Annotated in this window: 20 protein-coding genes and 1 tRNA gene; 10 read left to right on the forward strand and 11 right to left on the reverse strand. The window is 67.8% G+C overall.

Annotation, left to right across the window (positions count from 1 at the left end; translation table 11 throughout):
- Positions 1 to 54: 54 nt before the first annotated feature.
- Both VFA08_01720 and VFA08_01725 read left to right on the forward strand, forming a co-directional pair.
- Positions 55 to 139: transfer RNA gene (locus VFA08_01720), tRNA-Ser, on the forward strand.
- Between the two features lie 146 nt (positions 140 to 285).
- Complete coding sequence (locus VFA08_01725; protein HYZ12310.1) at positions 286 to 1812, forward strand: glycosyltransferase; 1527 nt, start codon at positions 286 to 288, stop codon at positions 1810 to 1812.
- Between the two features lie 9 nt (positions 1813 to 1821).
- On the opposite strand, the gene VFA08_01730 is transcribed toward VFA08_01725, so the two are convergent.
- Positions 1822 to 1980: a hypothetical protein gene (locus tag VFA08_01730; GenBank protein HYZ12311.1), complete on the reverse strand. Its 159-nt coding sequence runs from the start codon at positions 1978 to 1980 to the stop codon at positions 1822 to 1824.
- Between the two features lie 129 nt (positions 1981 to 2109).
- On the opposite strand from VFA08_01730, the gene VFA08_01735 reads away from it, so the two are divergent.
- Complete coding sequence (locus VFA08_01735; protein ID HYZ12312.1) at positions 2110 to 2541, forward strand: pyridoxamine 5'-phosphate oxidase family protein; 432 nt, start codon at positions 2110 to 2112, stop codon at positions 2539 to 2541.
- A gap of 3 nt (positions 2542 to 2544) precedes the next feature.
- On the opposite strand, the gene VFA08_01740 is transcribed toward VFA08_01735, so the two are convergent.
- The 3 genes from VFA08_01740 to VFA08_01750 are packed head-to-tail and all read right to left on the reverse strand — an operon-like array spanning position 2545 to position 7927.
- A complete protein-coding gene (locus VFA08_01740; protein ID HYZ12313.1) occupies positions 2545 to 3918 on the reverse strand; it encodes an NADH-ubiquinone oxidoreductase-F iron-sulfur binding region domain-containing protein in 1374 nt (457 codons plus the stop codon).
- Positions 3919 to 3929: 11 nt separating this feature from the next.
- On the reverse strand, positions 3930 to 4271 hold the full coding sequence (locus VFA08_01745) for a VOC family protein (protein HYZ12314.1): 342 nt from the start codon (positions 4269 to 4271) through the stop codon (positions 3930 to 3932).
- An 11-nt stretch (positions 4272 to 4282) separates the two neighbouring features.
- Complete coding sequence (locus tag VFA08_01750) at positions 4283 to 7927, reverse strand: multifunctional oxoglutarate decarboxylase/oxoglutarate dehydrogenase thiamine pyrophosphate-binding subunit/dihydrolipoyllysine-residue succinyltransferase subunit (GenBank protein HYZ12315.1); 3645 nt, start codon at positions 7925 to 7927, stop codon at positions 4283 to 4285.
- 90 nt (positions 7928 to 8017) lie between these two features.
- Here VFA08_01750 and hemE point away from each other — a divergent pair, with 90 nt between their 5' ends.
- From hemE to VFA08_01785, 7 genes are all read left to right on the forward strand, one after another.
- Positions 8018 to 9037 carry a uroporphyrinogen decarboxylase gene (gene hemE, locus VFA08_01755; GenBank protein ID HYZ12316.1) on the forward strand — a complete coding sequence of 340 codons (1020 nt, stop codon included), beginning with the start codon at positions 8018 to 8020 and terminating at the stop codon, positions 9035 to 9037.
- Positions 9034 to 9999: a ferrochelatase gene (gene hemH / locus VFA08_01760; protein HYZ12317.1), complete on the forward strand. Its 966-nt coding sequence runs from the start codon at positions 9034 to 9036 to the stop codon at positions 9997 to 9999. The genes hemE and hemH overlap by 4 nt, the downstream gene beginning before the upstream one ends.
- Positions 9996 to 11372, forward strand: coding sequence for a protoporphyrinogen oxidase (gene hemG / locus VFA08_01765; GenBank protein ID HYZ12318.1), 1377 nt, complete (start codon positions 9996 to 9998; stop codon positions 11370 to 11372). The genes hemH and hemG overlap by 4 nt, the downstream gene beginning before the upstream one ends.
- Complete coding sequence (gene hemQ, locus VFA08_01770; GenBank protein ID HYZ12319.1) at positions 11369 to 12028, forward strand: hydrogen peroxide-dependent heme synthase; 660 nt, start codon at positions 11369 to 11371, stop codon at positions 12026 to 12028. Before hemG ends, hemQ begins: the two co-directional genes overlap by 4 nt.
- Positions 12029 to 12238: 210 nt before the next feature.
- The gene (locus tag VFA08_01775; protein HYZ12320.1) at positions 12239 to 13291 is read left to right on the forward strand and encodes a Glu/Leu/Phe/Val dehydrogenase dimerization domain-containing protein; all 1053 of its coding nucleotides are present in this window, start codon (positions 12239 to 12241) and stop codon (positions 13289 to 13291) included.
- Positions 13288 to 13623: a 4a-hydroxytetrahydrobiopterin dehydratase gene (locus VFA08_01780; protein ID HYZ12321.1), complete on the forward strand. Its 336-nt coding sequence runs from the start codon at positions 13288 to 13290 to the stop codon at positions 13621 to 13623. Before VFA08_01775 ends, VFA08_01780 begins: the two co-directional genes overlap by 4 nt.
- Positions 13620 to 13973: a VOC family protein gene (locus VFA08_01785; protein ID HYZ12322.1), complete on the forward strand. Its 354-nt coding sequence runs from the start codon at positions 13620 to 13622 to the stop codon at positions 13971 to 13973. The genes VFA08_01780 and VFA08_01785 overlap by 4 nt, the downstream gene beginning before the upstream one ends.
- Here the strand turns inward: VFA08_01785 and msrA are convergent.
- From msrA to hemA, 7 genes are all read right to left on the reverse strand, one after another.
- Entirely contained in the window at positions 13970 to 14491 is a 522-nt protein-coding gene (msrA, locus tag VFA08_01790; protein ID HYZ12323.1) for a peptide-methionine (S)-S-oxide reductase MsrA, read from the reverse strand. The genes VFA08_01785 and msrA overlap by 4 nt on opposite strands.
- Positions 14492 to 14569: 78 nt before the next feature.
- A complete protein-coding gene (hemL, locus tag VFA08_01795) occupies positions 14570 to 15844 on the reverse strand; it encodes a glutamate-1-semialdehyde 2,1-aminomutase (GenBank protein HYZ12324.1) in 1275 nt (424 codons plus the stop codon).
- A complete protein-coding gene (locus VFA08_01800; protein ID HYZ12325.1) occupies positions 15841 to 16272 on the reverse strand; it encodes a VOC family protein in 432 nt (143 codons plus the stop codon). The genes hemL and VFA08_01800 overlap by 4 nt, the downstream gene beginning before the upstream one ends.
- 33 nt (positions 16273 to 16305) lie before the next feature.
- Complete coding sequence (gene hemB, locus VFA08_01805; GenBank protein HYZ12326.1) at positions 16306 to 17292, reverse strand: porphobilinogen synthase; 987 nt, start codon at positions 17290 to 17292, stop codon at positions 16306 to 16308.
- Positions 17293 to 17299: 7 nt separating this feature from the next.
- Entirely contained in the window at positions 17300 to 18070 is a 771-nt protein-coding gene (locus tag VFA08_01810; protein HYZ12327.1) for a uroporphyrinogen-III synthase, read from the reverse strand.
- On the reverse strand, positions 18067 to 18960 hold the full coding sequence (gene hemC, locus VFA08_01815) for a hydroxymethylbilane synthase (protein ID HYZ12328.1): 894 nt from the start codon (positions 18958 to 18960) through the stop codon (positions 18067 to 18069). The genes VFA08_01810 and hemC overlap by 4 nt, the downstream gene beginning before the upstream one ends.
- On the reverse strand, positions 18957 to 20213 hold the full coding sequence (gene hemA / locus VFA08_01820) for a glutamyl-tRNA reductase (GenBank protein ID HYZ12329.1): 1257 nt from the start codon (positions 20211 to 20213) through the stop codon (positions 18957 to 18959). Before hemA ends, hemC begins: the two co-directional genes overlap by 4 nt.
- Between the last annotated feature and the right edge of the window lie 23 nt (positions 20214 to 20236).

Here is a 20236-nt window from a genome sequence, read left to right on the forward strand (position 1 = left end):
GGTGGATCCTGCGGGGATACACTCGACTCGAGCCGTTCGCGATCCGAGCTCCCCGGAGGGGTGACCGAGCGGACGAAGGTGGCAGTCTTGAAAACTGCTGGGGGGCAACCTCCCGTGGGTTCGAATCCCACCCCCTCCGCGCACTGTTTACTGACAACCGCCAGCGGGCGACTGGCTCCCCTGGCCCACCTTTTTGCGCGCCGTTCGCGGGGGCCAACGGGGACGACCGTTCACGCCTAGCGATGACTCCGTCAGCCACGCGTGTGCGAGCATCCCGCTGTTTCCATGCGCGTCCTTCTTTGGCACGGGTGGCTACTCGATGGCACCGGCTCGAACGTCTACACCGCCCGGGTGGCGGAGGTGCTCGTCGAGGACGGGCACGACGTCGTCGTCCTATGTCAGGAGCGCCACACCGAACGACACGCGTGGGTAGGCGCCGTCGGCACGGTGTCAGCGGCGGGTGTGGGTGCCTTGGATCCGGAGCCGGCATCGGCCGGTCCCGGCTCCGGACGAGGTGCGATCCTGCGGCCGGACATCGGACGGCTGCTCCCGGTTTTCGTGCTCGACGAATACGAGGGATTCGACGTCAAGCGATTCGTCGACCTGACCGAGGACGAGCTCGGGCGGTATCTCGACGCGAACGTCCAAGCGCTCCGCGCGGCAGTTGAGTGGCAATCGTCGGACGTGGTGGTCGTGGGACATGCGGTGCCTGGCGGCGTGATCGGGGGGCGTGCGCTCGGTGCCGGACGATACGTCGTGAAGATCCACGGCAGCGACGTCGAGTACGCGATGCGACCGCAACAGCGCTACCGGGAACTGGCGCGCGAAGGACTCGAGACTGCGCTCGTGGTAACGGGCTCCTCCCAAGACGTCCTCGACCGGTGCGCCGAGCTCGTCCCTGGGATCGAACGGCGCTCGCGGGTCGTGCATCCCGGTGTCGACGCAGTCCGCTTCAGCCCACGTCCGAGACGCTCGGCGTTGCTCGATGTGGCTGCACGTCTCGACATCGACGCGTCGACCGCGCGTGGCCGCCCACCGTCGATCGATGTGAAAGCTGAAGACGCGGCGCGGTCTCGGAACCTCACTTCGCTAGACGCGCTCGCCCACGACTACGACCAAACGGTCCCGGATCCGACCGCTGCGGCCGCCCTGCGCGTGCTCGCGCGGAGCGATGTCTCTACGGTCGGCTACCTCGGGAAGCTGATCCCTCAGAAAGGCGTGGCTTTGCTGCTCGCCGCGCTCACGCGGACTTCGACGACCCCCTCCGCTCTGATCATCGGGTTCGGTACCGAACGCGAGCGACTCCAGGCGCTCGCGCGTGCGCTCCGCTCCGGCGACGACGCGACGCTGCGCTGGCTCCTTGGGTCCGCGGGCTGGGATATGCCGTGGGCCGACCTGGGGCCGCTTCCATTGCGCTCCGGCGTGACGTTCACAGGCAGGCTCGACCATTCGTACGCGCCCGACGCTCTCGCGGCCGTCGACGTCCTGGTCGTGCCGTCCGTGCTGAACGAGGCGTTCGGGATGGTGGCCGCCGAGGGCGCCGCCGCCGGCGCGCTTCCGCTCGTGGCTCGCCACTCCGGACTGGCCGAGGTGGCCGGCGCACTCGAGAGCCATGTCGGTCGTCCTGGGCTGTTCTCCTTCCAACCCGGATCAGGAAGCGTTGGGCGGATCGCCGAAGGGATCGACCGGCTGCTCATGCTCGAGCCGTCGGATCGCGCCTCGCTTCGGGAGGGCGTCCGGGAGTTCGTAACGCGTCAGTGGTCGTGGCGCCGGACGGCCATGGGTCTCATCGACGCGGCCGGCGCTCGCTGACGTTCAGAGTTACCGAGTGCGGCCTCTGGCGAAGAAGGGAATGCTCCCGATCGTGTTGAACGCGATCGCGGCGATGAACCACGCCTGCGGGCCGAACAGGATCTTCTCCTCGATGATGGCTACGACGAATCCGACGATGATGCACAGTAGTCCCAGCACGCCGAACATACCGTCCTCCTCCCGCCGAAGGCACGATTCTCCCCGCCTCGTTGACTCCGCAAACGCTCGTCACGCTCGAACATCTCTTCGGCCTTTTTCGCAGGGACGCGACGACCGAACGTGGCATACGCTTCGTCGATGCGCCGCGATCTGGCGATCGGCGACCTCGGGGACCTTCTCGAGCGTCCGATCGTTGCGGTCCTGGCGACGCACCGCTCGAACGGCGACCCGCTGCTGTCGCCCGTGTGGCACGAGTGGTGGGAGGGCGGGTTCAACATTGTTGTCGGCGCCGACGACGCCAAAGCGCAACATGTTCGTAGCGACCCTCGCGCCGGTCTGGTCGTGTTCGATCAGGAGCCCCCGTACCGCGGCGTCGAGCTCCGCGCTCGTGCGAAGCTGTTGGCAGACGAAGTCGTCGAGACGAATCGCCGGATCGCCGTGCGCTATCTCGGCGAGGAGAAAGGAACGACGTACGCGAGCTCTGTGGACGACGATCTCGTCATCGTCCGACTCGAGCCGGGAGTCGTCCGAGCGTGGGACTTCGCGGACGAGTACGGCCCGTCCGGCTAGACCTCATGCGCTGCGTTCGTCCGCGTACGTCCAGTCCGGCTGCTTGAGTCGGTACCGCTCGTCGTAGACGAAGTCGCCCGCACGGTCGTCGAAGTCGACGATCCTCGGCACGATCAGGTCGCGCGGACGGGGGCACGGTCGACCGAGGTGCTCCTCGAACTCGTGGCCGAACACCTGCACGGCGCTCTGGGCGATCAGGGTCTCTCCCGTCGGGAGCGCGCACCGTTGCGCGTCGGTGACCGTCAGAGCTCGCGCGAGGATCGTCTCGACGTCTGCGTCCGTGCCGTCGCCGCGATCGATCCGCTCGAGGAGCTGCGTGATGGCGCCGGTCCCGTGCTTGCAGGCCGGACACTGCGCGCACGACTCGACGTAGAGGAACCGCGAGAACGCAAGGGTTGCTCGGACGATGCAGGCCGTGTCGTCGTACACGACGAAGCCGCCGGATCCGAGGCCCGTCCCAACCGCGCGCATGGTCTCGAAGGCGAGCGGGGCGTCGAGCTGCTCCGCCGAGATGATGGTGTTCGACGCGCCGGGGAAGACCGCCTTCAGGTCGCGACCTTCGCGCGGACCGCCACCGATCCCGTAGATAAGGTCTCGGAGTGAGAACCCCAACGGCAGCTCGTACATGCCGGGGTGACGAACGTCGCCGCACAAGGTGAACACCATCGTTCCCGGAGACTCGTCGGTGCCGAACGAGCGGAACCATTCCGCGCCGCGCCGGAGGATGTGCGGGACGTTCGCGAGCGTCTCGACGTTGTTGACGACCGTTGGGTTGGGCGAGTCCGGGGATCGGAAGAGTCCTTCCATCCACGGTGGCACGATGCGGGGGAGTGGTTCGTTGCCCTCGATGACCTCGAGCAGCGCCTTCTCCTCGCCGAACAGGTATTCGTCCGGACCCGGCGTGAGCTCCATGGCTGCCGGGCCGATCAGATCGCGCGCCGCCATCTCCTCCATCGCCGCGCGTAGGCGTTCGATCTCCTGTTCGAACGCCGTCTTGATCCCGATGAAGGCGCGCTCAGCTCCGACGGCGTACGCCGCGATGCCGAGCCCTTCCACGACCTGGTACGGATTGGCGCGAAGCAGCCAGCGGTCCTTGAACGTTCCCGGCTCACCCTCGGCGGCGTTGCACACGACGAACTTCGTCCCGCTCGGGTCGTCTCGAACAGTGCGCCACTTGATGCCGGTCGGGAACCCCCCGCCTCCTCGACCGCGAAGTCCAGACCTACGGACTTCGTCGATGACGTCGTCCGGCGAACGATCGCGGGCAGCGGCAAGCCCAAGGCCACCACCACGCTGGACGTACTCGTCGATCGATTCGACCGGATCGTCTGTCAGCAGGATCGTTCCCGGCCGCCCGTTCTTCTGCTCGGCAGGCATGCGACGAAACCTTATGAGGTGAACAGCGACATGCGACGGCCGTCCACGTCTCGGAACCACAGGTGCCTCCCGCCCCACTCCTGCTGCTCGGGCGGTCCCTCGACCTCGACACCGGCCTCGATCAAACGCCTGTACGCGGCGTCGACGTTGTCGACCTCCATGTTGATATCGATGTCGTCGCCAACCGATGGGCTTCCCTGCTCCATGCCGATGTAGAAGCCGCCGTTGCCGCCAACGCGGACGTATCCCTCCTCTTGAACGAGGAGTTCGAGGCCCACGATATCCACCAGTAGTCGCACTTCGGCGTCAACGTTCGACACGATCATGAAGAGGTGACTGAGCCGAACGACCATCCGGGGGTTCGCTAACCGTCGCGGGCGAAGGCGCGATCGATGAGCTCGGCCTGTTCCTTCTTATGGAGAGTGAGGCTGCCGGTTGCCGGGCTGGGGCTCTCGGCGCGCGATACCAAACGAACCTCCACGCCGAGCCGCTCGCGCAGGTTCCTGCAGACGAACCGGCCGGCGCCCATGTTCTCCGGCTCCTCCTGAACCCAGAGGACCTCCGGGCCGCCGAATCGCTCGAGCTCGGATCGGAGCGCATCGGCCGGGAACGGGTAGCACTGCTCCAAGCGGACGATCGCAATGTCCTCGATCTTCTGTTCGCTCCTTCGATCGACGAGTTCGTAGAACAGCTTCCCCTGGCAGAGCAGCACGCGTCTCGCGCCTTTAGGCGGTGACGGGTCCGGCAGCACGGGACGGAAGTGACCCGACTCGAGTTCGCTGGTCGTGCTCGCCGCTGCGCCGAGCCGTAGCAGGGACTTCGGGGTCAACACGACCAGCGGCTTTCGAACGTCGCGCAGCGCCTGTCGCCGCAACAGGTGGAAGTACTGTGCTCCGTTCGACGGCACGACGATCTCGACGTTGTCCTCCGCGGCGAGATTGAGGAATCGCTCCAGGCGGGCGCTCGAGTGCTCGGGCCCCTGGCCCTCGTAGCCGTGCGGCAGCAACAGGACGAGCCCGCTCGTCTGCGACCAGCGGTCCTCCGCCGCAACGACGTACTGGTCCACGATGACCTGCGCCCCGTTGACGAAGTCGCCGAACTGCGCCTCCCACAGGACGAGCGCGTCCGGATCGGCCACCGAGTAGCCGTACTCGAACCCCATTGCCGCGAACTCCGACAGCAGGCTGTCGTAGATGAACGCCTTTCCCTGTCGCTCCGCGACGTGTTGGAACGGCAAGTACTCCTCCCCCGTCCGCTGGTCGACGAGGACTCCGTGACGCTGACTGAACGTTCCGCGCCGCGTGTCCTGTCCCGTCAGCCGGATGGTGATCCCCTCGAGCAGCAGCGAGCCGAACGCGAGTGCTTCGGCGAACGCCCAATCCACGTTGTTCTTCGCGAGCCTGCCGCGCCGGTCCTCGAGCCATCGCTCGATCTTCGGATGCGCCGAGAAGCCTTCGGGCACGCGCGTGAGGGCATCGGCGATCTGGTCCAGCCGCTCGCGTTCGACGCCCGTCTCGAGTGGAGCGGCCGAGACCGGCTCGGGTCGCTCGCGTTCGGTCCTCGGAACGCTCGGCCGCTGCTCCTTCGTCTCGTCGTACGCCTGACGGAGACGTTCCGAGAAGGCCTCCAACGCGCTCTCGGCTTCCTCGAGCGAAAGCTCGCCCCGGTTGACGAGCGCTTCCATGTAGCGCTTGCGTACCGAACGCAGCTCGCTGATGCGCGCGTACATGACGGGTTGCGTGAACGACGGTTCGTCCGCCTCGTTGTGCCCCCATCGGCGGTAGCACCACATGTCGATCACGACGTCCTTGTCGAACGTCTGCCTGAACTCGAACGCCAGGCGCGAAGCGCGGACGCACGCCTCCGGGTCGTCGCCGTTCACGTGGAAGATCGGCGCCTGCACCGTCTTCGCCACGTCGCTCGCGTACACGCTCGACCGCGCGTGCTCGCGCGTGGTGGTGAACCCAAGCTGGTTGTTCACCACGACGTGGATCGTTCCGCCCGTCTGGTACCCGGGGAGCTGCGACAGGTTCAGCGTCTCGGCGACGACGCCCTGTCCGGCGAACGCCGCCTCGCCGTGTATCAACAGCGGAAGCACCGGCGCGCCGTCGATCGAGCCGAGGAGGTCCTCCTTGGCGCGAGCGATTCCTTCGACCACGGGGTCGACGGATTCCAGGTGGCTGGGGTTCGCTGAGAGAGACACCTTCACGTCGTTGCCGCGGCGCGACGTGTGCTTTCCGGTCGCGCCGAGGTGGTACGTGAGGTCACCCGAGCCCTCCACCGACAGCGGGTCGAGCTCTCCCTCGAAGCCGCGGAAGATCTGTGCGTAGCTCTTGCCGATCACGTTGGCCAGAACGTTCAGACGTCCCCGATGAGCCATCCCCATCGTCACCTCGTTGAGCCCGGCATCGGCGGCCTGGTCGAGGGTTTCGGCGACGATGGGGATGAGGCTCTCGGCGCCCTCCAGCGAGAACCGCTTGTGGCCCAGGAACCGCTGGTGCATGAATCGCTCCAGCGCTTCGGCCTCCGTGAGTCGCGACAGGATGTGCCGCCGGTCCTCTGGCGTGATCCCGTCCGACTCGCCCTCGACGCGCTGCTGGATCCACTCCTTCTGTTCGGGATCTTGGATGTGCATGTACTCGACACCCAGTGTTCCCGTGTAGGCGTCCCGAAGGATCTGCCAGATCTCGTCGAGCGTCGCCTCGCGCGTTCCGGCGAGCCCGCCCGTGACGAAGTTCCGCTCGAGGTCCCAGATCGTGAACCCGAGGTTCGCCGGGTCGAGCTCCGGATGCGTCGCCGGAGGCGCCGTCGCGAGCGGATCCAGGTCGGCGATGAGGTGACCGCGTACCCGGTAGTTGTTCACGAACTGGAGGACGCGGGCCTGCTTCTCGCGCGCATCGAGTGAGTCCTCGCGGGGCCTGGTATCGACGGTCCAGTGGATCGGTCGGTACGGCAGTCGCAACGAACGGAAGACCTCGCCGTAGAAGTTGTGCCCGCCGAGCAACAGCTCGTGGACGCGGCCCAGGAACTCGCCGCTCTCTGCTCCCTGGATGACGCGGTGGTCGTAGGTGCTCGTGAGCGTGACGACCTTCGAGACGCCGAGCTCGGCGAGCGTCTCGGGATCGGCGCCCTGATACTCGACGGGGTACGCGATGGCGCCGACGCCGATGATCGCGGCCTGCCCCGCGATCAGCCGCGGAACGGACATCGCCGTCCCGACGGTGCCGGGGTTGGTGATCGAGACGGTCGTTCCGGCGAAGTCGTCGGGCGTCAGCTTGTTCGCGCGGACCTTGCGAATCAGCTCCTCGTACGCTGCGTGGAACGCGGTGAAGTCGAGACCGTCCGCCGACTTGATCGCCGGAACGAGCAATGTGCGTGAGCCATCGTCCCGTTTCACGTCGACGGCGAGGCCCAGGTTCACGTGCTCGTGCGCGATCGAGGTCGGCTTTCCATCGACGACGGCGTATGAAAGGTTCATGCCGGGGAATGCCCCGAGCGCCTTCACGATCGCGTACCCGATCAGGTGCGTAAACGAGACGCGCCCACCGCGAACGCGTTCGAGGTGACGGTTGATGAGGCTGCGGTTCAGCTCGAGCAGGCGGGCGGGAACAGTCCGGACCGACGTCGCAGTGGGGACGGTGAGGCTTTCCTCCATCCGCCGCGCGATGACTGCCGCGGCGCCGGTGAGGGGCGTGGTCGCGCCGTCCGGGGTGGAAGCCTCGGTCGCATCCGGTTGGTCTGCCGTCCGTTTCGGGGGTTGCGCCGCCTGCGGCGGGGCCGGCGCGGGAGGCGTCGGTTCGGGCGGGGGTGCTTGCGCGGGCGGGGGTGCTTGCGGAGGCGCGGGTGCTTGCGCGGGCGCGGCCTGTCCGTTTCCCGCGCGAGGTTGGTAGTCCTCGAAGTACTCCTGCCAGGCCTCGCTCACCGACTCCGGATCGGCCAAGTACTGGCGGTACAGCTCGTCGACCAGCCAGGCGTTGGGGCCGAACTCGGACTCGTCGAACCCGCGCATGGTTCCTCCGTATCGCCTCCGACTCGACTGTACCCGCGGGCGCGGGAAGCGGCGTTCTGAGCCCGCTCGGCGCGTTCGTATGCTCTCTGCGTGGCCGTGAACGATCGCCTGCTTCGTGCGCTCCGCCGCCAGTCGGTCGACCGAACGCCGGTCTGGTTCATGCGGCAGGCGGGGCGGTACCTGCCTGAATACCGCGACGTGCGAGGCGACCGCGACGTCCTCGAGGTATGCCGTGAGCCGGAGCTCGCGGTCGAGATCACCCTTCAGCCGCTCCGCCATATGCCGCTCGACGCGGCGATCGTGTTCAGCGACATCATGCAGCCGCTCGCGGCGGTCGGCGTGGGGGTGCGCATCGAGGCCGGCACCGGCCCGGTCGTCGACGAACCGATCCGGACGACAGCCGACCTCGAGCGTCTCCGACCGCTCGAGCCCGACATAGACGAGCCGTACCTGCTCGAGACGATCCGGCTCGCCCGCAAGGAGCTGAGCGTTCCGCTGATCGGGTTCGCCGGCGCGCCGTTCACGCTGGCCACGTACCTGGTCGATGGAGGTCCATCGCGCGACCACGTTCGAACCAAGGGGCTGATGCAGGATGACCCGGCGGCGTGGCGAACGTTGATGGAGCGGCTCGCATCGATCGTCCGTGCCCATCTCGACGCGCAGATCGAGGCGGGCGCGCAAGTGGTGCAGCTGTTCGACAGCTGGGTGGGGACGCTCGACCCCCTCGACTACGACCGGGACGTTGCTCCGTTCGTGCGTCGGATCCTGGAGGATCTGGCCGTCCCGTCGATCCACTTCGGCGTCGGAACGGCGCACCTGCTTCGGCAGATGCGCGACGCCGGCGGTGATGCCATCGGCGTCGACTGGCGCACGCCGCTCGACCTAGCGTGGGACGTGTTCGGCACCGACCGGGCGATCCAGGGGAACCTCGATCCTGCGGTGTGCACGGGGTCGTGGCCGGCCGTCGAACGCAAGGCGCTCCAGGTGCTCGAACGCGCGGCGATGCGCGATGGACACGTGTTCAATCTCGGCCACGGCGTGTTGCCCCAGACGCCGGTCGAGAACCTCCAGCGGCTCGTGGATCTGGTCCACGAACGGACCGAACGATGATCGACACGCCGATCGGCGTGCTCGTCATGGCGTACGGGACGGCGAGCGGCCCCGACGACATCGAGCGGTACTACACGGACATCCGCGGCGGCCGCGCGCCGTCGGCTGAACACCTGGAAGAGCTGAAGGAGCGGTACGCCGCGATCGGGAACCGGTTCCCGCTTCTCGGCATCACGCGGCGTCAGGCCGAAGGGCTCGAGCGCGCGCTGAACCACGGCGACGAGGGACGTTTCCGCGCGTACATCGGCATGAAGCACTCGCCGCCGTTCGTCTCCGAGGCGGTCGAGACGATGCGAAGCGACGGGATCGAGCGGGCCGTCGGCCTTGTCATGGCGCCGCACTGGTCCGCGATGTCGGTGGAGACCTATGTCGAGCGCGTACGCACCGCGGCCGGCGACGGGCCACCGGCGTTCGCGTTCGTCCGCAGCTACCACGACCACCCGGCGTTCATCGAGTTGCTCGGCGGTCGGGTGGCCCACGCGCTCGCCAAGCTCGGCCCCTCCGAACGAGAGGGGGCCGCCGCGATCTTCTCGGCGCACAGCCTTCCCGTTCGCACCGTGGAGGACGGCACGCTCCGGTGCAAGACGTGCACCGTCTGTGAGACCTCGTGTCGGTACCGAGATGGCCTGCAGGAGACCGCGGATCTCGTCGCGAAGGAGCTCGACCTCGCGAATCACGCGATCGCGTGGCAGAGCGCGGGCCGCACCGCAGACCCGTGGTGGGGGCCGCCGATCGAGGAGGTCATCGTCGACCTGGCCGAACGAGGCCATCCTGCGGTGGTCGTGTGTTCGGCGGGCTTCGTCGCGGATCACCTGGAGATCCTGTACGACCTCGACATCGACGCGCGCGAGGTCGCCGAGCAAGCCGGGATCCGATTCGTTCGAACGGAGATGCCGAACGACGACCCGCAGTTCGTGGCGTTGCTCGCCGCGGTGGTGCGCGAGCACCTCGACGACGTATGAGCTCGGTCGTCGTCATCGGCGGCGGCGTTGCCGGTCTGACGACGGCGTACCGACTGCTCCAAGGTGACCCCGAGCTCTCGGTGACCGTCCTCGAGGCCGCGGATCGGCCGGGTGGGCGGCTCACGTCCCTCGAAATCGCGGATCTCGAGATCGACGCCGGCCCCGACTCGTTCGTGGCTCGGAAGCCATGGGCCGTCGAGCTCTGCCGTGAGCTCGGCCTGAGGTTGGCGGAACCGGGCGCGCCCGGCGCGTACGTCTGGACCGATGGCGGCCTCGTCCCCCTGCCGCCGACGGCGCTTGGAATCCCCGCCGACGTCGGTGCGCTGATCCGGTGGCCGGCGTTATCGCGCGTCGGAAGGTTCGGCGCCCTTTCGGATCTCGTCCGAAAGGCGCGACCACGAGAGAACGACGAGGCGCTCGGGGCGCTCTTGCGGCGACGGATCGGGGACGAGGCGACCGACCGGCTCGTCGCTCCGCTCCTCGGTGGTCTGTTCGCCGGCGACGTCGATGAGCTCGGGGTCCGCTCGACGTTCCCGGAGCTCGCCGCTTGGGAGCGCACGTTCGGCAGTCTGATCCGTGCCGCTCGAACGGCGTCGAAGGCGGCGTCCGGCGCCGGTCCGATGTTCGTGAGACCCGTAGGAGGCGTTCAGGCGTTGCCGCGTTCGCTCGTCGCGGCGATCGGTGACCTGCGCGTTCGAACCGTGGCGGGAGCGACCCAGGTGGTGGGCGACGGCGAAGCGTTCGTGGTTCGCACGGCAGACGGGGATCTCAGCGCGGACGGCGTCGTCGTGGCGACGCCGGCGTTCGCTGCAGCAGACTTGCTGCGCGAGACGGTGCCCGATGCGGCGAGACACCTCGACCAGATCCGGTACGTGTCGACCGCAGTGGTCGTGCTCGTCTACGGCGGAGGCACCGGGGACTCCCTACCGGATGCCACGGGATTCGTCGTGCCGAAGGAGCGAGCGCCGATGACCGCAGCGACCTTTCTTTCCCGGAAGTGGCCGGATCCCGCGTTCGGCGATCGAGCCGTCGTCCGATGCTTCGTCGGTGCGGCCGGCACGGAGGACGTCCTCGATGCGGCGGATGAGGACATCGTGGACGCGGTTTCCAGGCACCTCGCGGCGCTCGTTCCGCTTCCCGAGCGCGCAGACGCGTCGACGGTCGTCCGCTGGCCGCGCTCGATGCCGCAGTACGGGGTCGGCCACCTCGACCGGGTTGCGGCCACCGAGGCCGCGCTCCCGCCCGGTATCTTCGTCGTGGGCAATGCGTATCGAGGCGTTGGGATCGCCGACACGGTTCGCGGCGCCACCGAGGTCGCCGAACGCGTGCGTACCCACGTTGCCGGAACGGTTCGAACGGAGAAGGTGCGATGAGCGAGTCGATCTACGCGCTCTACCCTTGCTTCAAGGCATCACCGTCGTTCGCCGAGCTCGACACCGACGACGCCGCGCAGGAAGTCGAGAACGTGTTCAAGTCGTGGGACGGAGTCGACGTTCGGGGTGTCTACTTGACGTTCGGATTCCGAGCCGACACCGACCTGATGCTGTGGCTCGTCGGGCCGTCGCCGGATGTCGTCCAGGAGGCGCTCGTCTCGCTGCGGCGAACCGAGGCCGGCCGGCTGCTCGAGCTGTCGTGGTCGTTCATGGGCGTGGTGAAGCCCGCCGAGTTCACACGTGATCACTCGCCGGCGTTCGTCAGAGGTGAGCCGCCCAAGCGCTACCTCAGCGTGTACCCGTTCGTCCGCACGTCTGAGTGGTACCTGCTCCCGGCCGAGGAGCGCTCCGCACTTCTCCGCGAGCACGGGGAGATCGGGCGAGAGTTCCCCGACGTCCTGGCCAACACGACGAGCGCGTTCGGGATCAACGACTGGGAGTGGATCCTCGCGTTCGAGGCGGACCACCTCGACCGGATCGTGGAGTGCATCCGCCGGCTCCGCGCGGCGGAGGCACGCCGCTTCACGAAGGAAGAGGTTCCGTTCGTGATGGGGATCCGGAAGGACGTCCGAGCGGCGTTCGCGGATCTCGCCTAGAACGGACGGCCCCGTCGTCCATTCTGGGGAGTGTACGCCGCGCGCACGCGCCATAATGAAGCGACCCGAGACGCGGAGGTACGACCCATGGCCAAGGCGAAGGACAAGGGTGGCGACAAGAACGTGAAGCGCGCCGCGCAGAAGTCCATCAAGGAGAAGCGCGCCGCCAAGAAGGCGAAGAAACAGGCGTCGAGAAGCTCCGCGTAGCTCGTGTTCGACGAGCTGCTGCGATCGTGGGACGGCGAGGAGGTCGTCGTCCGCTACGACGCGCCGTCCGGCACGTGGATGTTCGTGTGCGTTCATTCGACCGCCCTCGGCCCTGCGGCCGGCGGCACGCGGATGAAGGTGTACGCGCATCCCCGAGACGCGTCGGCCGATGGCCTCCGTCTCTCCTCCTCGATGACCCGGAAGAACGCCGTCGCGGGATTGCCGCTCGGCGGTGGCAAGGCCGTGCTCTCGGTACCCGAGATACCGAACGGTGAGGCGCGTCGCTCGCTGCTGCTTCGCTACGCCGACATGGTCGAGTCGCTCCATGGCACCTACTGGACCGCGTGCGACATGAACACGTCGCCGGCCGACATGGACGTTCTCGGCGAGCGGTGCTCGTCGGTGTTCGGCAAGACGGAGGCGCACGGCGGTTCGGGGACGTCCGCGCCGGCGACGGCAGACGGCGTGTTCGTGGGGATCCGCGCGAGTGCGAGACACCTGTTCGGCACGGACGATCTGTCGGGACGGACGGTGCTCGTTCAGGGAGTGGGGGCTGTGGGATCGATCCTCGCGCGGCTCGTCACCGACGCTGGCGCGCGCGTCATCGTTACGGACGTGGACGAGATCCGAGCGAAAGAGCTCGCCGTCGAGGTCGATGGCGACGTCGTCGCACCGGATGACGCGATCGCGACGGAATGCGACGTGTTCTCTCCGAACGCTACCGGCGGCATTCTCTCCGCGGAATCGATCCCTCGGCTGCGATGTCGGATCGTGGCCGGCGCCGCGAACAACCAGCTCGCCGAACCCGAGGACGCCGAGCGGTTCGCCCAGCGCGGGATCCTGTACGCGCCCGACTACGTGGTGAACGCCGGCGGCATCATCCACCTTGCGTCGCTGGAGATGCTCGGCGAGACCGTCGAAGAGCGTGACGCACGAATCGCGGCGATCGGCGAGACGGCAACCGAAGTCTTCCGGATCGCCGATGCGGAACACATCTCGACGGAACACGCCGCCGACCGAATCTGGCGGCAACGGCTCGCCGAATCAGCCCGATGAGCAAGCGCGACCTCGCATCGATGGTGTGCGTTCCGTGCAAGGGCGGCGTGCCGCCGTTCACCCATGAGCAGATCGAGCCGTACCTCGCCGATCTCGGCAACGAGTGGCGCGTCGTCGACGACCATCACCTGGAGAAGGAGTTCACCTTCAAGAACTTCCGTGAGGCACTCGACTTCACCAACCGTGTCGGCGAGCTCGCCGAGGAGATCGGGCATCACCCCGACATCTACCTCGCGTGGGGCAAGGTGAAGCTCACCATCTGGACGCACAAGATCAACGGCCTGCACGAGTCGGACTTCGTGTTCGCCGCGAAAGCCGACCGACTTCGGTGACCGTCCACTTCCACGAGGTCGTCATCGATTGCGCCGACCCGCGGTCGCTGGCCCGGTGGTGGGCGTCGGCAACGGGCTACGACCTCCACAGCTACGAGGACGATTGGGCCTCCATCCACGGCGAGGGCGATCGGAAGATCATCGTCGGCTTCCAGAAGGTGCCGGAGGGGAGGGTGGTCAAGAACCGCGTGCACGTGGATCTCGGCGCACAGGACGAGGAGGCGGAGGCGAAGAGGATCGAAGCCCTCGGAGCGACGCGACTTTGGGTGTCTGAAGATCCGAACGACCCGTTCGTCGTGCTCGCCGACCCCGAGGGCAACGAGTTCTGCGTGGTTCGAACGCCGGGCTAGGCGTTCGCCTTCACAAGCCCGAGCTCACGGAGCGTCCCCCACGGAATGACGTGGCAGTACGGCTCGTGCCCGTTCTTGTCGTAGTAGTGCTGGTGATACTCCTCCGCCCCGTAGAACGGACCGGCGGGCTCGATCTGAGTCGCGATCGGCCGGCTGAACCGCTCCTGCGCCCTCTGGCGCGAAGCCTCAGCTGCCCGCTGCTGCTCGTCGGAGTGCGTCAAGATCAAGCTGCGGTACTGGTCGCCGACGTCCGGCCCCTGCCGGTTCACCTGCGTCGGGTCGTGCATCGCCCAGAACACCTCGAGCAGCTGGTCGTAGCTGACGAGCGCCGGGTCGAACTCGAGCTTCAGGACCTCGGCGTGGCCGGTCCTGGCCGAGCAGACGTCGCGGTACGTGGGGTTCTCGGTGTGGCCGCCCGCATACCCGACCTCGGTGGCCAGGACGCCCGGGACGCGCTCGAAGACGTACTCGACACCCCAGAAACAGCCGGCGCCGAACGTCGCGGTCTCGGTGCGCATGCGAAACATCCCCTCCTTCGGATGGGTTCACCCTCATGAACCCCGACTCGCCTTGAAACGTTCCCGCCGCCGCTTTGGCTAGCCCTCGAACGAGCCGGCGGCGGCGAGGATCCGGTCGACCTCCCCCCTGCCGTGTTCGGTGCAGAGGCTCCAAAGCTCGTACCCGCTCGGGGGAAGGTGGACGCCGCGTTCGAGCAGGTGGTGGAAGAACCTCCCGAACCGGGAGTGGTCGGCGGCCTTTGCCCCCTCGAAATCGGTCACCGGCTGATCGGAGAAGAACACGCTGAACATCGAGGTCACGCGGTTGATCGCCGTGGGGATCCCCCGATCTGCGAGCGCCTTCGCCAGCCCATCGACGATGGTCTCGGCCGTCCTGTCGAGCTCCCCGTAGGGGTCGAGATCCGCAGCGAGGTCGAGCGCGGCGACGCCCGCGGCCATGGCGACAGGATTCCCGCTGAGTGTTCCCGCCTGATACACAGGGCCGATCGGGGCGAGCAACTCCATGACATCGCGCCGACCGCCGAACGCGGCGCACGGGAAGCCGCCGCCGATCACCTTCCCCAGCACGGTGAGGTCCGGGGCGACGCCGAAGTGAGCCTGGGCTCCGCCGTACGCCACGCGGTATCCGGTGATGACCTCGTCGAAGATGAGCAGTGCATCGTGCCGGTAGCACAACTCCCGGATTCCCTCGAGGAAGCCGACCCTAGGGGGAACGACGCCCATGTTCGCTGCGACCGGCTCGATGATGACGGCCGCGATCTCGTCGCCCCGCTCGGCGAACAGGGCTCGAACCTCGTCGAGGTCGTTGAACGGCGCGGAAAGGGTGTCGGCCGCGGCGCCCTCTGTGACGCCGGGAGAGCCGGGGATCCCGAACGTCGCCACGCCCGAGCCGGCTCCCTTCGCGAGGAGCGCGTCGGAGTGTCCGTGATAGCAGCCATCGAACTTCACGACGACTTCGCGGGAGGTGAAGCCGCGGGCGAGACGCACCGCGCTCATCGCCGCCTCAGTTCCCGACGAGACGAATCGAACCATCTCCACGGCGGGCATGACCGTGGTGATGCGTTCGGCGAGCTCGACCTCGAGCTCCGTGGGGACGCCGAATGTGGTCCCGCGCTCGGCCGCGTCGATCGCCGCCTTGAGGATCTCGGGGCGTGCGTGCCCGAATAGCAGCGCGCCCCACGACTGGACGAGATCGACGTATCGGTTTCCATCGGCGTCGAAGATGTACGCGCCCTCGCCACGAACGGCGAACCTCGGAACACCGCCGACCGCGCCGAACGCACGAACCGGCGAATCGACCCCGCCGGGAATCACTCGGCGTGCGCGGTCGAACAACTCCTCCGAGCTCGTCACTGGAGGCAGAACTCGTTGCCTTCCGGGTCCTGCATCACGATCCAGAACTCTCCGCGTTCGGTCGCTTCCCGTTGCCTGGTGGCGCCGAGCGCTTCGAGTCGATCGGCCTCGTCCTTGACGCGCACGATCCGCGAGTCGCCATCGAGCTCCTGTCCAACGTTGATGTCGAAGTGCACGCGGTTCTTTGCCGTCTTGCCTTCGGGGACGCGCTGGAACAGGATCCTCGGTCGCGTCCCCTCGGTATCGACGAGCGCGCCCCACCAGTCCCACTGCTCCTCGGGGATCCCCTGCTCGCGTGCGAAGTCCTCCCAGGACGCGTAGCCAGGAGGTGGCGGCTGTTGCTCATAGCCGTCGAGCGCCTCCTCCCAGAACGCGACGAGCCGCGGTACGTCATTCGCGTCGAACACGATCTGCAACGACGGTCCCACGGGACCGAGGCTACCGAAAGCGCTGGAGGTGGCTCAGTCGCGCAGCCAGTCGGCCGCGTCCTTCGCGTGGTAGGTGAGGACGAGGTCGGCGCCGGCCCGGCGGATCGACGTCAGGATCTCGAGGACGGTCTTGCGTTCATCGAGCCAGCCGTTCGCGGACGCGGCTTTCACCATCGCGTACTCCCCGCTCACGTTGTACGCGGCCATCGGGAAGCGCGTTTCGTCCTTGGCGCGGCGGATCACGTCGAGATAGGGCAGCGCCGGCTTGACCATCACCACGTCGGCGCCCTGGTCGATGTCGGCCGCGATCTCCCGGATTGCCTCGTCGGCGTTCGGAGGGTCCATCTGGTAGCCCGTTCGGTCGCCGAACCGAGGCGCGCACTCTGCTGCCTCGCGGAAGGGCCCATAGAAGGAGGAGGCGAACTTCGCCGCGTACGCGATGATCCCGACTTGGTCGAAGCCACCGACGTCGAGCGCATCACGGATCTCTGCGACCTGGCCGTCCATCATTCCGCTCGGCCCGACCATGTGCGCTCCTGCCTCGGCTTGGGCGAGCGCGATGCGCCGGTAGCGTTCGAGTGTCTCGTCGTTGTCGACGTTGCCGTTCTCGTCGAGCACACCGCAATGTCCGTGGTCGGTGTACTCGTCGAGACACAGGTCCGCGATCACCACGTGCTCGTCGCCGAGCTCGGCGCGAAGCGTTCGGAGCGCCTTCTGCGCGATCCCCTCGGGATTCCACGCCTCCGATCCCTCGGGACCCTTGCGCTCGGGGACGCCGAACAGCATGAACGCGAGCACGCCGTGCGAGGCGATCTCGGCCGCTTCCTTCCGGAGCGACTCGAGCGTGTGCTGGAACTGACCCGGCATCGAGGCGATCGGCACCGGATCCGGGACGCCTTCCTTCACGAACAGCGGCGCGATCAGGTGTCGCGGAGAGAGGTCGGTTTCGCGGACGAGCGCGCGTAGGGCTGGAGTACGACGCATCCGGCGCGGCCGTTGTCGAGGGAACCCGCTCACGATCCCGAGTCTACCTACGGGTTCGCGACGCGAGAGCCCGTTCGACGGCTGCGACGAGGCCCTCGACCGTGTGCGGCTTTGCGACGGCGTGAACGGTCAACCCGTGCTCGCGCGCCGCCTTGGCGGTTACGGGACCGATGCAGACGACCTTCGGTGCACCCTTCACGGCTCCCAACGCCCGCACGAATCCGCGAACCGTGGACGCGCTCGTGAACGTGACGGCGTCGACCTCGCCGCGTCGCAGCGCGTCGCGCGCGTCCTTCGGCAGCGAACGAGGGAACCGCGTTCGGTATGCGTTCACCCGTACGGGATGCCAGCCCTTCGACGCGAGCGCATCCTCGAGACCTTCGGGCGCGACGTCGGCCCGCGCGCACAACACACGCCCGTCACCTCGCGGGAACGCGCGCGCGAGCGCAGACGTCGTGAACGTCTTCGGCACGAGGTCCGGGTCGCGACCAGTCCACCGCCGAAACCCATCGGCCGTCCCGTCGCCGATCGCTGCGACTCGGGCGCGAACGTCACCAGGCGTCAGGTGTTCGCGAAATACGTCGACCGTGCGCGGGCTCGTGATCGTCACCCAGTCGAACCGACCATCGGCCACATCGCGCAAAGCGCGCGTCAGCGCGGCCGTTCGGACGGACAAGATCTCGATCGCCGGAGCGACGATCACGGTGGCGCCGCGCCGCTCCAACTGGCGAACGAGATCGGCCGCTTGCTCTTGGGGGCGAGTCACGATGACCGTCCGACCGGCGAGTGGCTGCGCCGACCGGCGCGTCGTCACGGCCGGACGTGAGACAGGATCTCGTCCGCCCCGCTGGCGGCGAGATCGAGCCGAACGAGCTCCGCCACCTCTTCGGGCGTTGCCGCCGCGGCCTCGGCGCGCGCGTACCGCCCGCCGTCGGGTGTCAGCACGATTGCCACCATCCACATCCCATCGTCCTTGCGTTCGGCGAACGCGCCGAGGGGTAACGCGCACCCGCCGCCGAGCGCGCGCATCAGCGTTCGTTCCGCAGTGAGCGCGTCACGGCTCGGCGCGTGATCGAGGGGCGCGACGGCCGAGATCGTCGCCTCGTCGCCGGTGCGCGATTGAACCGCGAGGCAGCCCTGGCCGGGCGCCGGAACCATCTCCGAGATCGACATCGGCTGCGCGTGCTCCGGGACGACACGCAGCCGAAGGAGGCCGGCAGCCGCCAGGATGAGCGCGTCGACCTCACCGTCCGCGAGCTTTCGCAGCCGCGTGTCAACGTTGCCCCGAACATCCTTCACCAGCACATCCGGGCGCCACCGGAAGACCTGCGACTGTCTCCGAACGCTCGACGTCCCGACCCTTGAACCTGCGGCGAGCTCGCCGTCACGGGTGACCAGAACGTCTAGCGGCGACAAACGCTCCGGCACTGCGGCGATCGCCAGGTCTTCGTCGTCACGCGCGGGCAGATCCTTCGCCGAGTGCACCGCGAGGTCGATCTCGCCATCGCGGAGTGCGCGTTCGATCTCCGTGACGAATAGCCCCTTCACACCTGCGGGATCCGAGTACGGGTTTCCACCACGATCTCCCGACGTCGTCATCGGGACGAGCTCGGAGACGACGCGGCGCGCGGCGAGCTCCGTCGCGACCTCCTCGGATTGCGCAAGCGCAAGCTTGGAGCGCCGCGTGCCGATCCGGAGCTTCACCTGACCCGTTCAACACCGAACAGCTCGGCGAGGAGCTTGGCGTGCGCGTCCTGCGTGCCGGGCTCGGAGAGCTCCTTCAGACGAACGATCGGCTCGTGCAGCAGCTTGGCCACGATCCCCCGCGCCATCGTCTCGACGGCCTCACGCTCATCCGGCGTCAATGAGCCGAGGTCCGAGCGGAATCGTTCGAGCTCCGACACCACGATCTCGTCCCCCCGACGCCGGAGCGCGTGGATGAGCGGCGCGAGCCGCTCGGCGCGACGTCGCAGCGTGAACCTGCGGAGCTCATCGCCGACGATCGCGTTCGCGCGCTCGATCTCGAGCGACGCCCCGCCGGTTCGAACCGAGACGGCTTCGCGAAGTCCGGCGACGTCGACGAGTGCGACGTGCTCGAGCGTTGCGGCCTCCGGTTCGACATCGCGCGGCACCGCGAGATCGATGACGAACAGCGGGCGCTTGCGTTCGCCGATCGTGGATGCCGAGATGACGGTGCCGGCGGCGCCCGTTGCCGAGACGACGACGTCGGCTTGAGCTATCGCGCTCGGAAGCTCATCGAGTGACCCGTGGTCCGAGCCGGTCCGCTCCGCGAGCCGAGCCGCACGTTCGGTCGATCGGTTGAGGATCCGCACGTTCGCTGCACCGCGCTCGCGGAGGTGCTTCGCCGCGAGGGCGGCCATGTGTCCCGCGCCGACGACAAGTGCGTTTCGGTCGGCGATGCCACCGAGTGCAGCCTCCGCGAGGTCCGCACCGGCCGAAACGAACGCGTCCGGAGCCGCGCCCACCCCGGTTTCGGTCCGAACGCGCCGTCCCGTTCGGGTGGCCGAGTGGAACAGCGCGGTCAGCGTTCGACCTGCCGCTCCCTCCTTCTGTGCGCGCTTCAGCGCCTCGCGAACCTGCGACAGGATCTGCGGTTCGCCGAGGACCATCGAGTCGAGCCCGCTCGCCACCGTGAATGCGTGCTCGACGGCATCGAGCTCGTAGTGCGAATAGAGGGCCTCGTCGATGTCACCGGGCGCAACGTGGCGCGACTCGCACAGCAGTCGCTTCAACGCCTGGAAGCCGGGGTGGTATCCGGGGACCGCGGCGTAGACCTCGACTCGATTGCACGTCGACAGGATCGCAGCCTCCTCGATCGCGGGGTCGTCGGCGGCACGCCGATACGCCTTCGTGAAGTCGTCGTCGCCGAGCGTGAGGCGTTCGAGCAGGTCGACCGACGCGGCGCGGTACGAGACGCCGAGCGCGAGAAGGGGCATGTCGAGCTCGATTCTACGCAGGG

The sequence above is a fragment of the Actinomycetota bacterium genome, assembly GCA_035640355.1.
Classification (GTDB): Bacteria; Actinomycetota; UBA4738; order UBA4738; family HRBIN12; genus CALGFI01.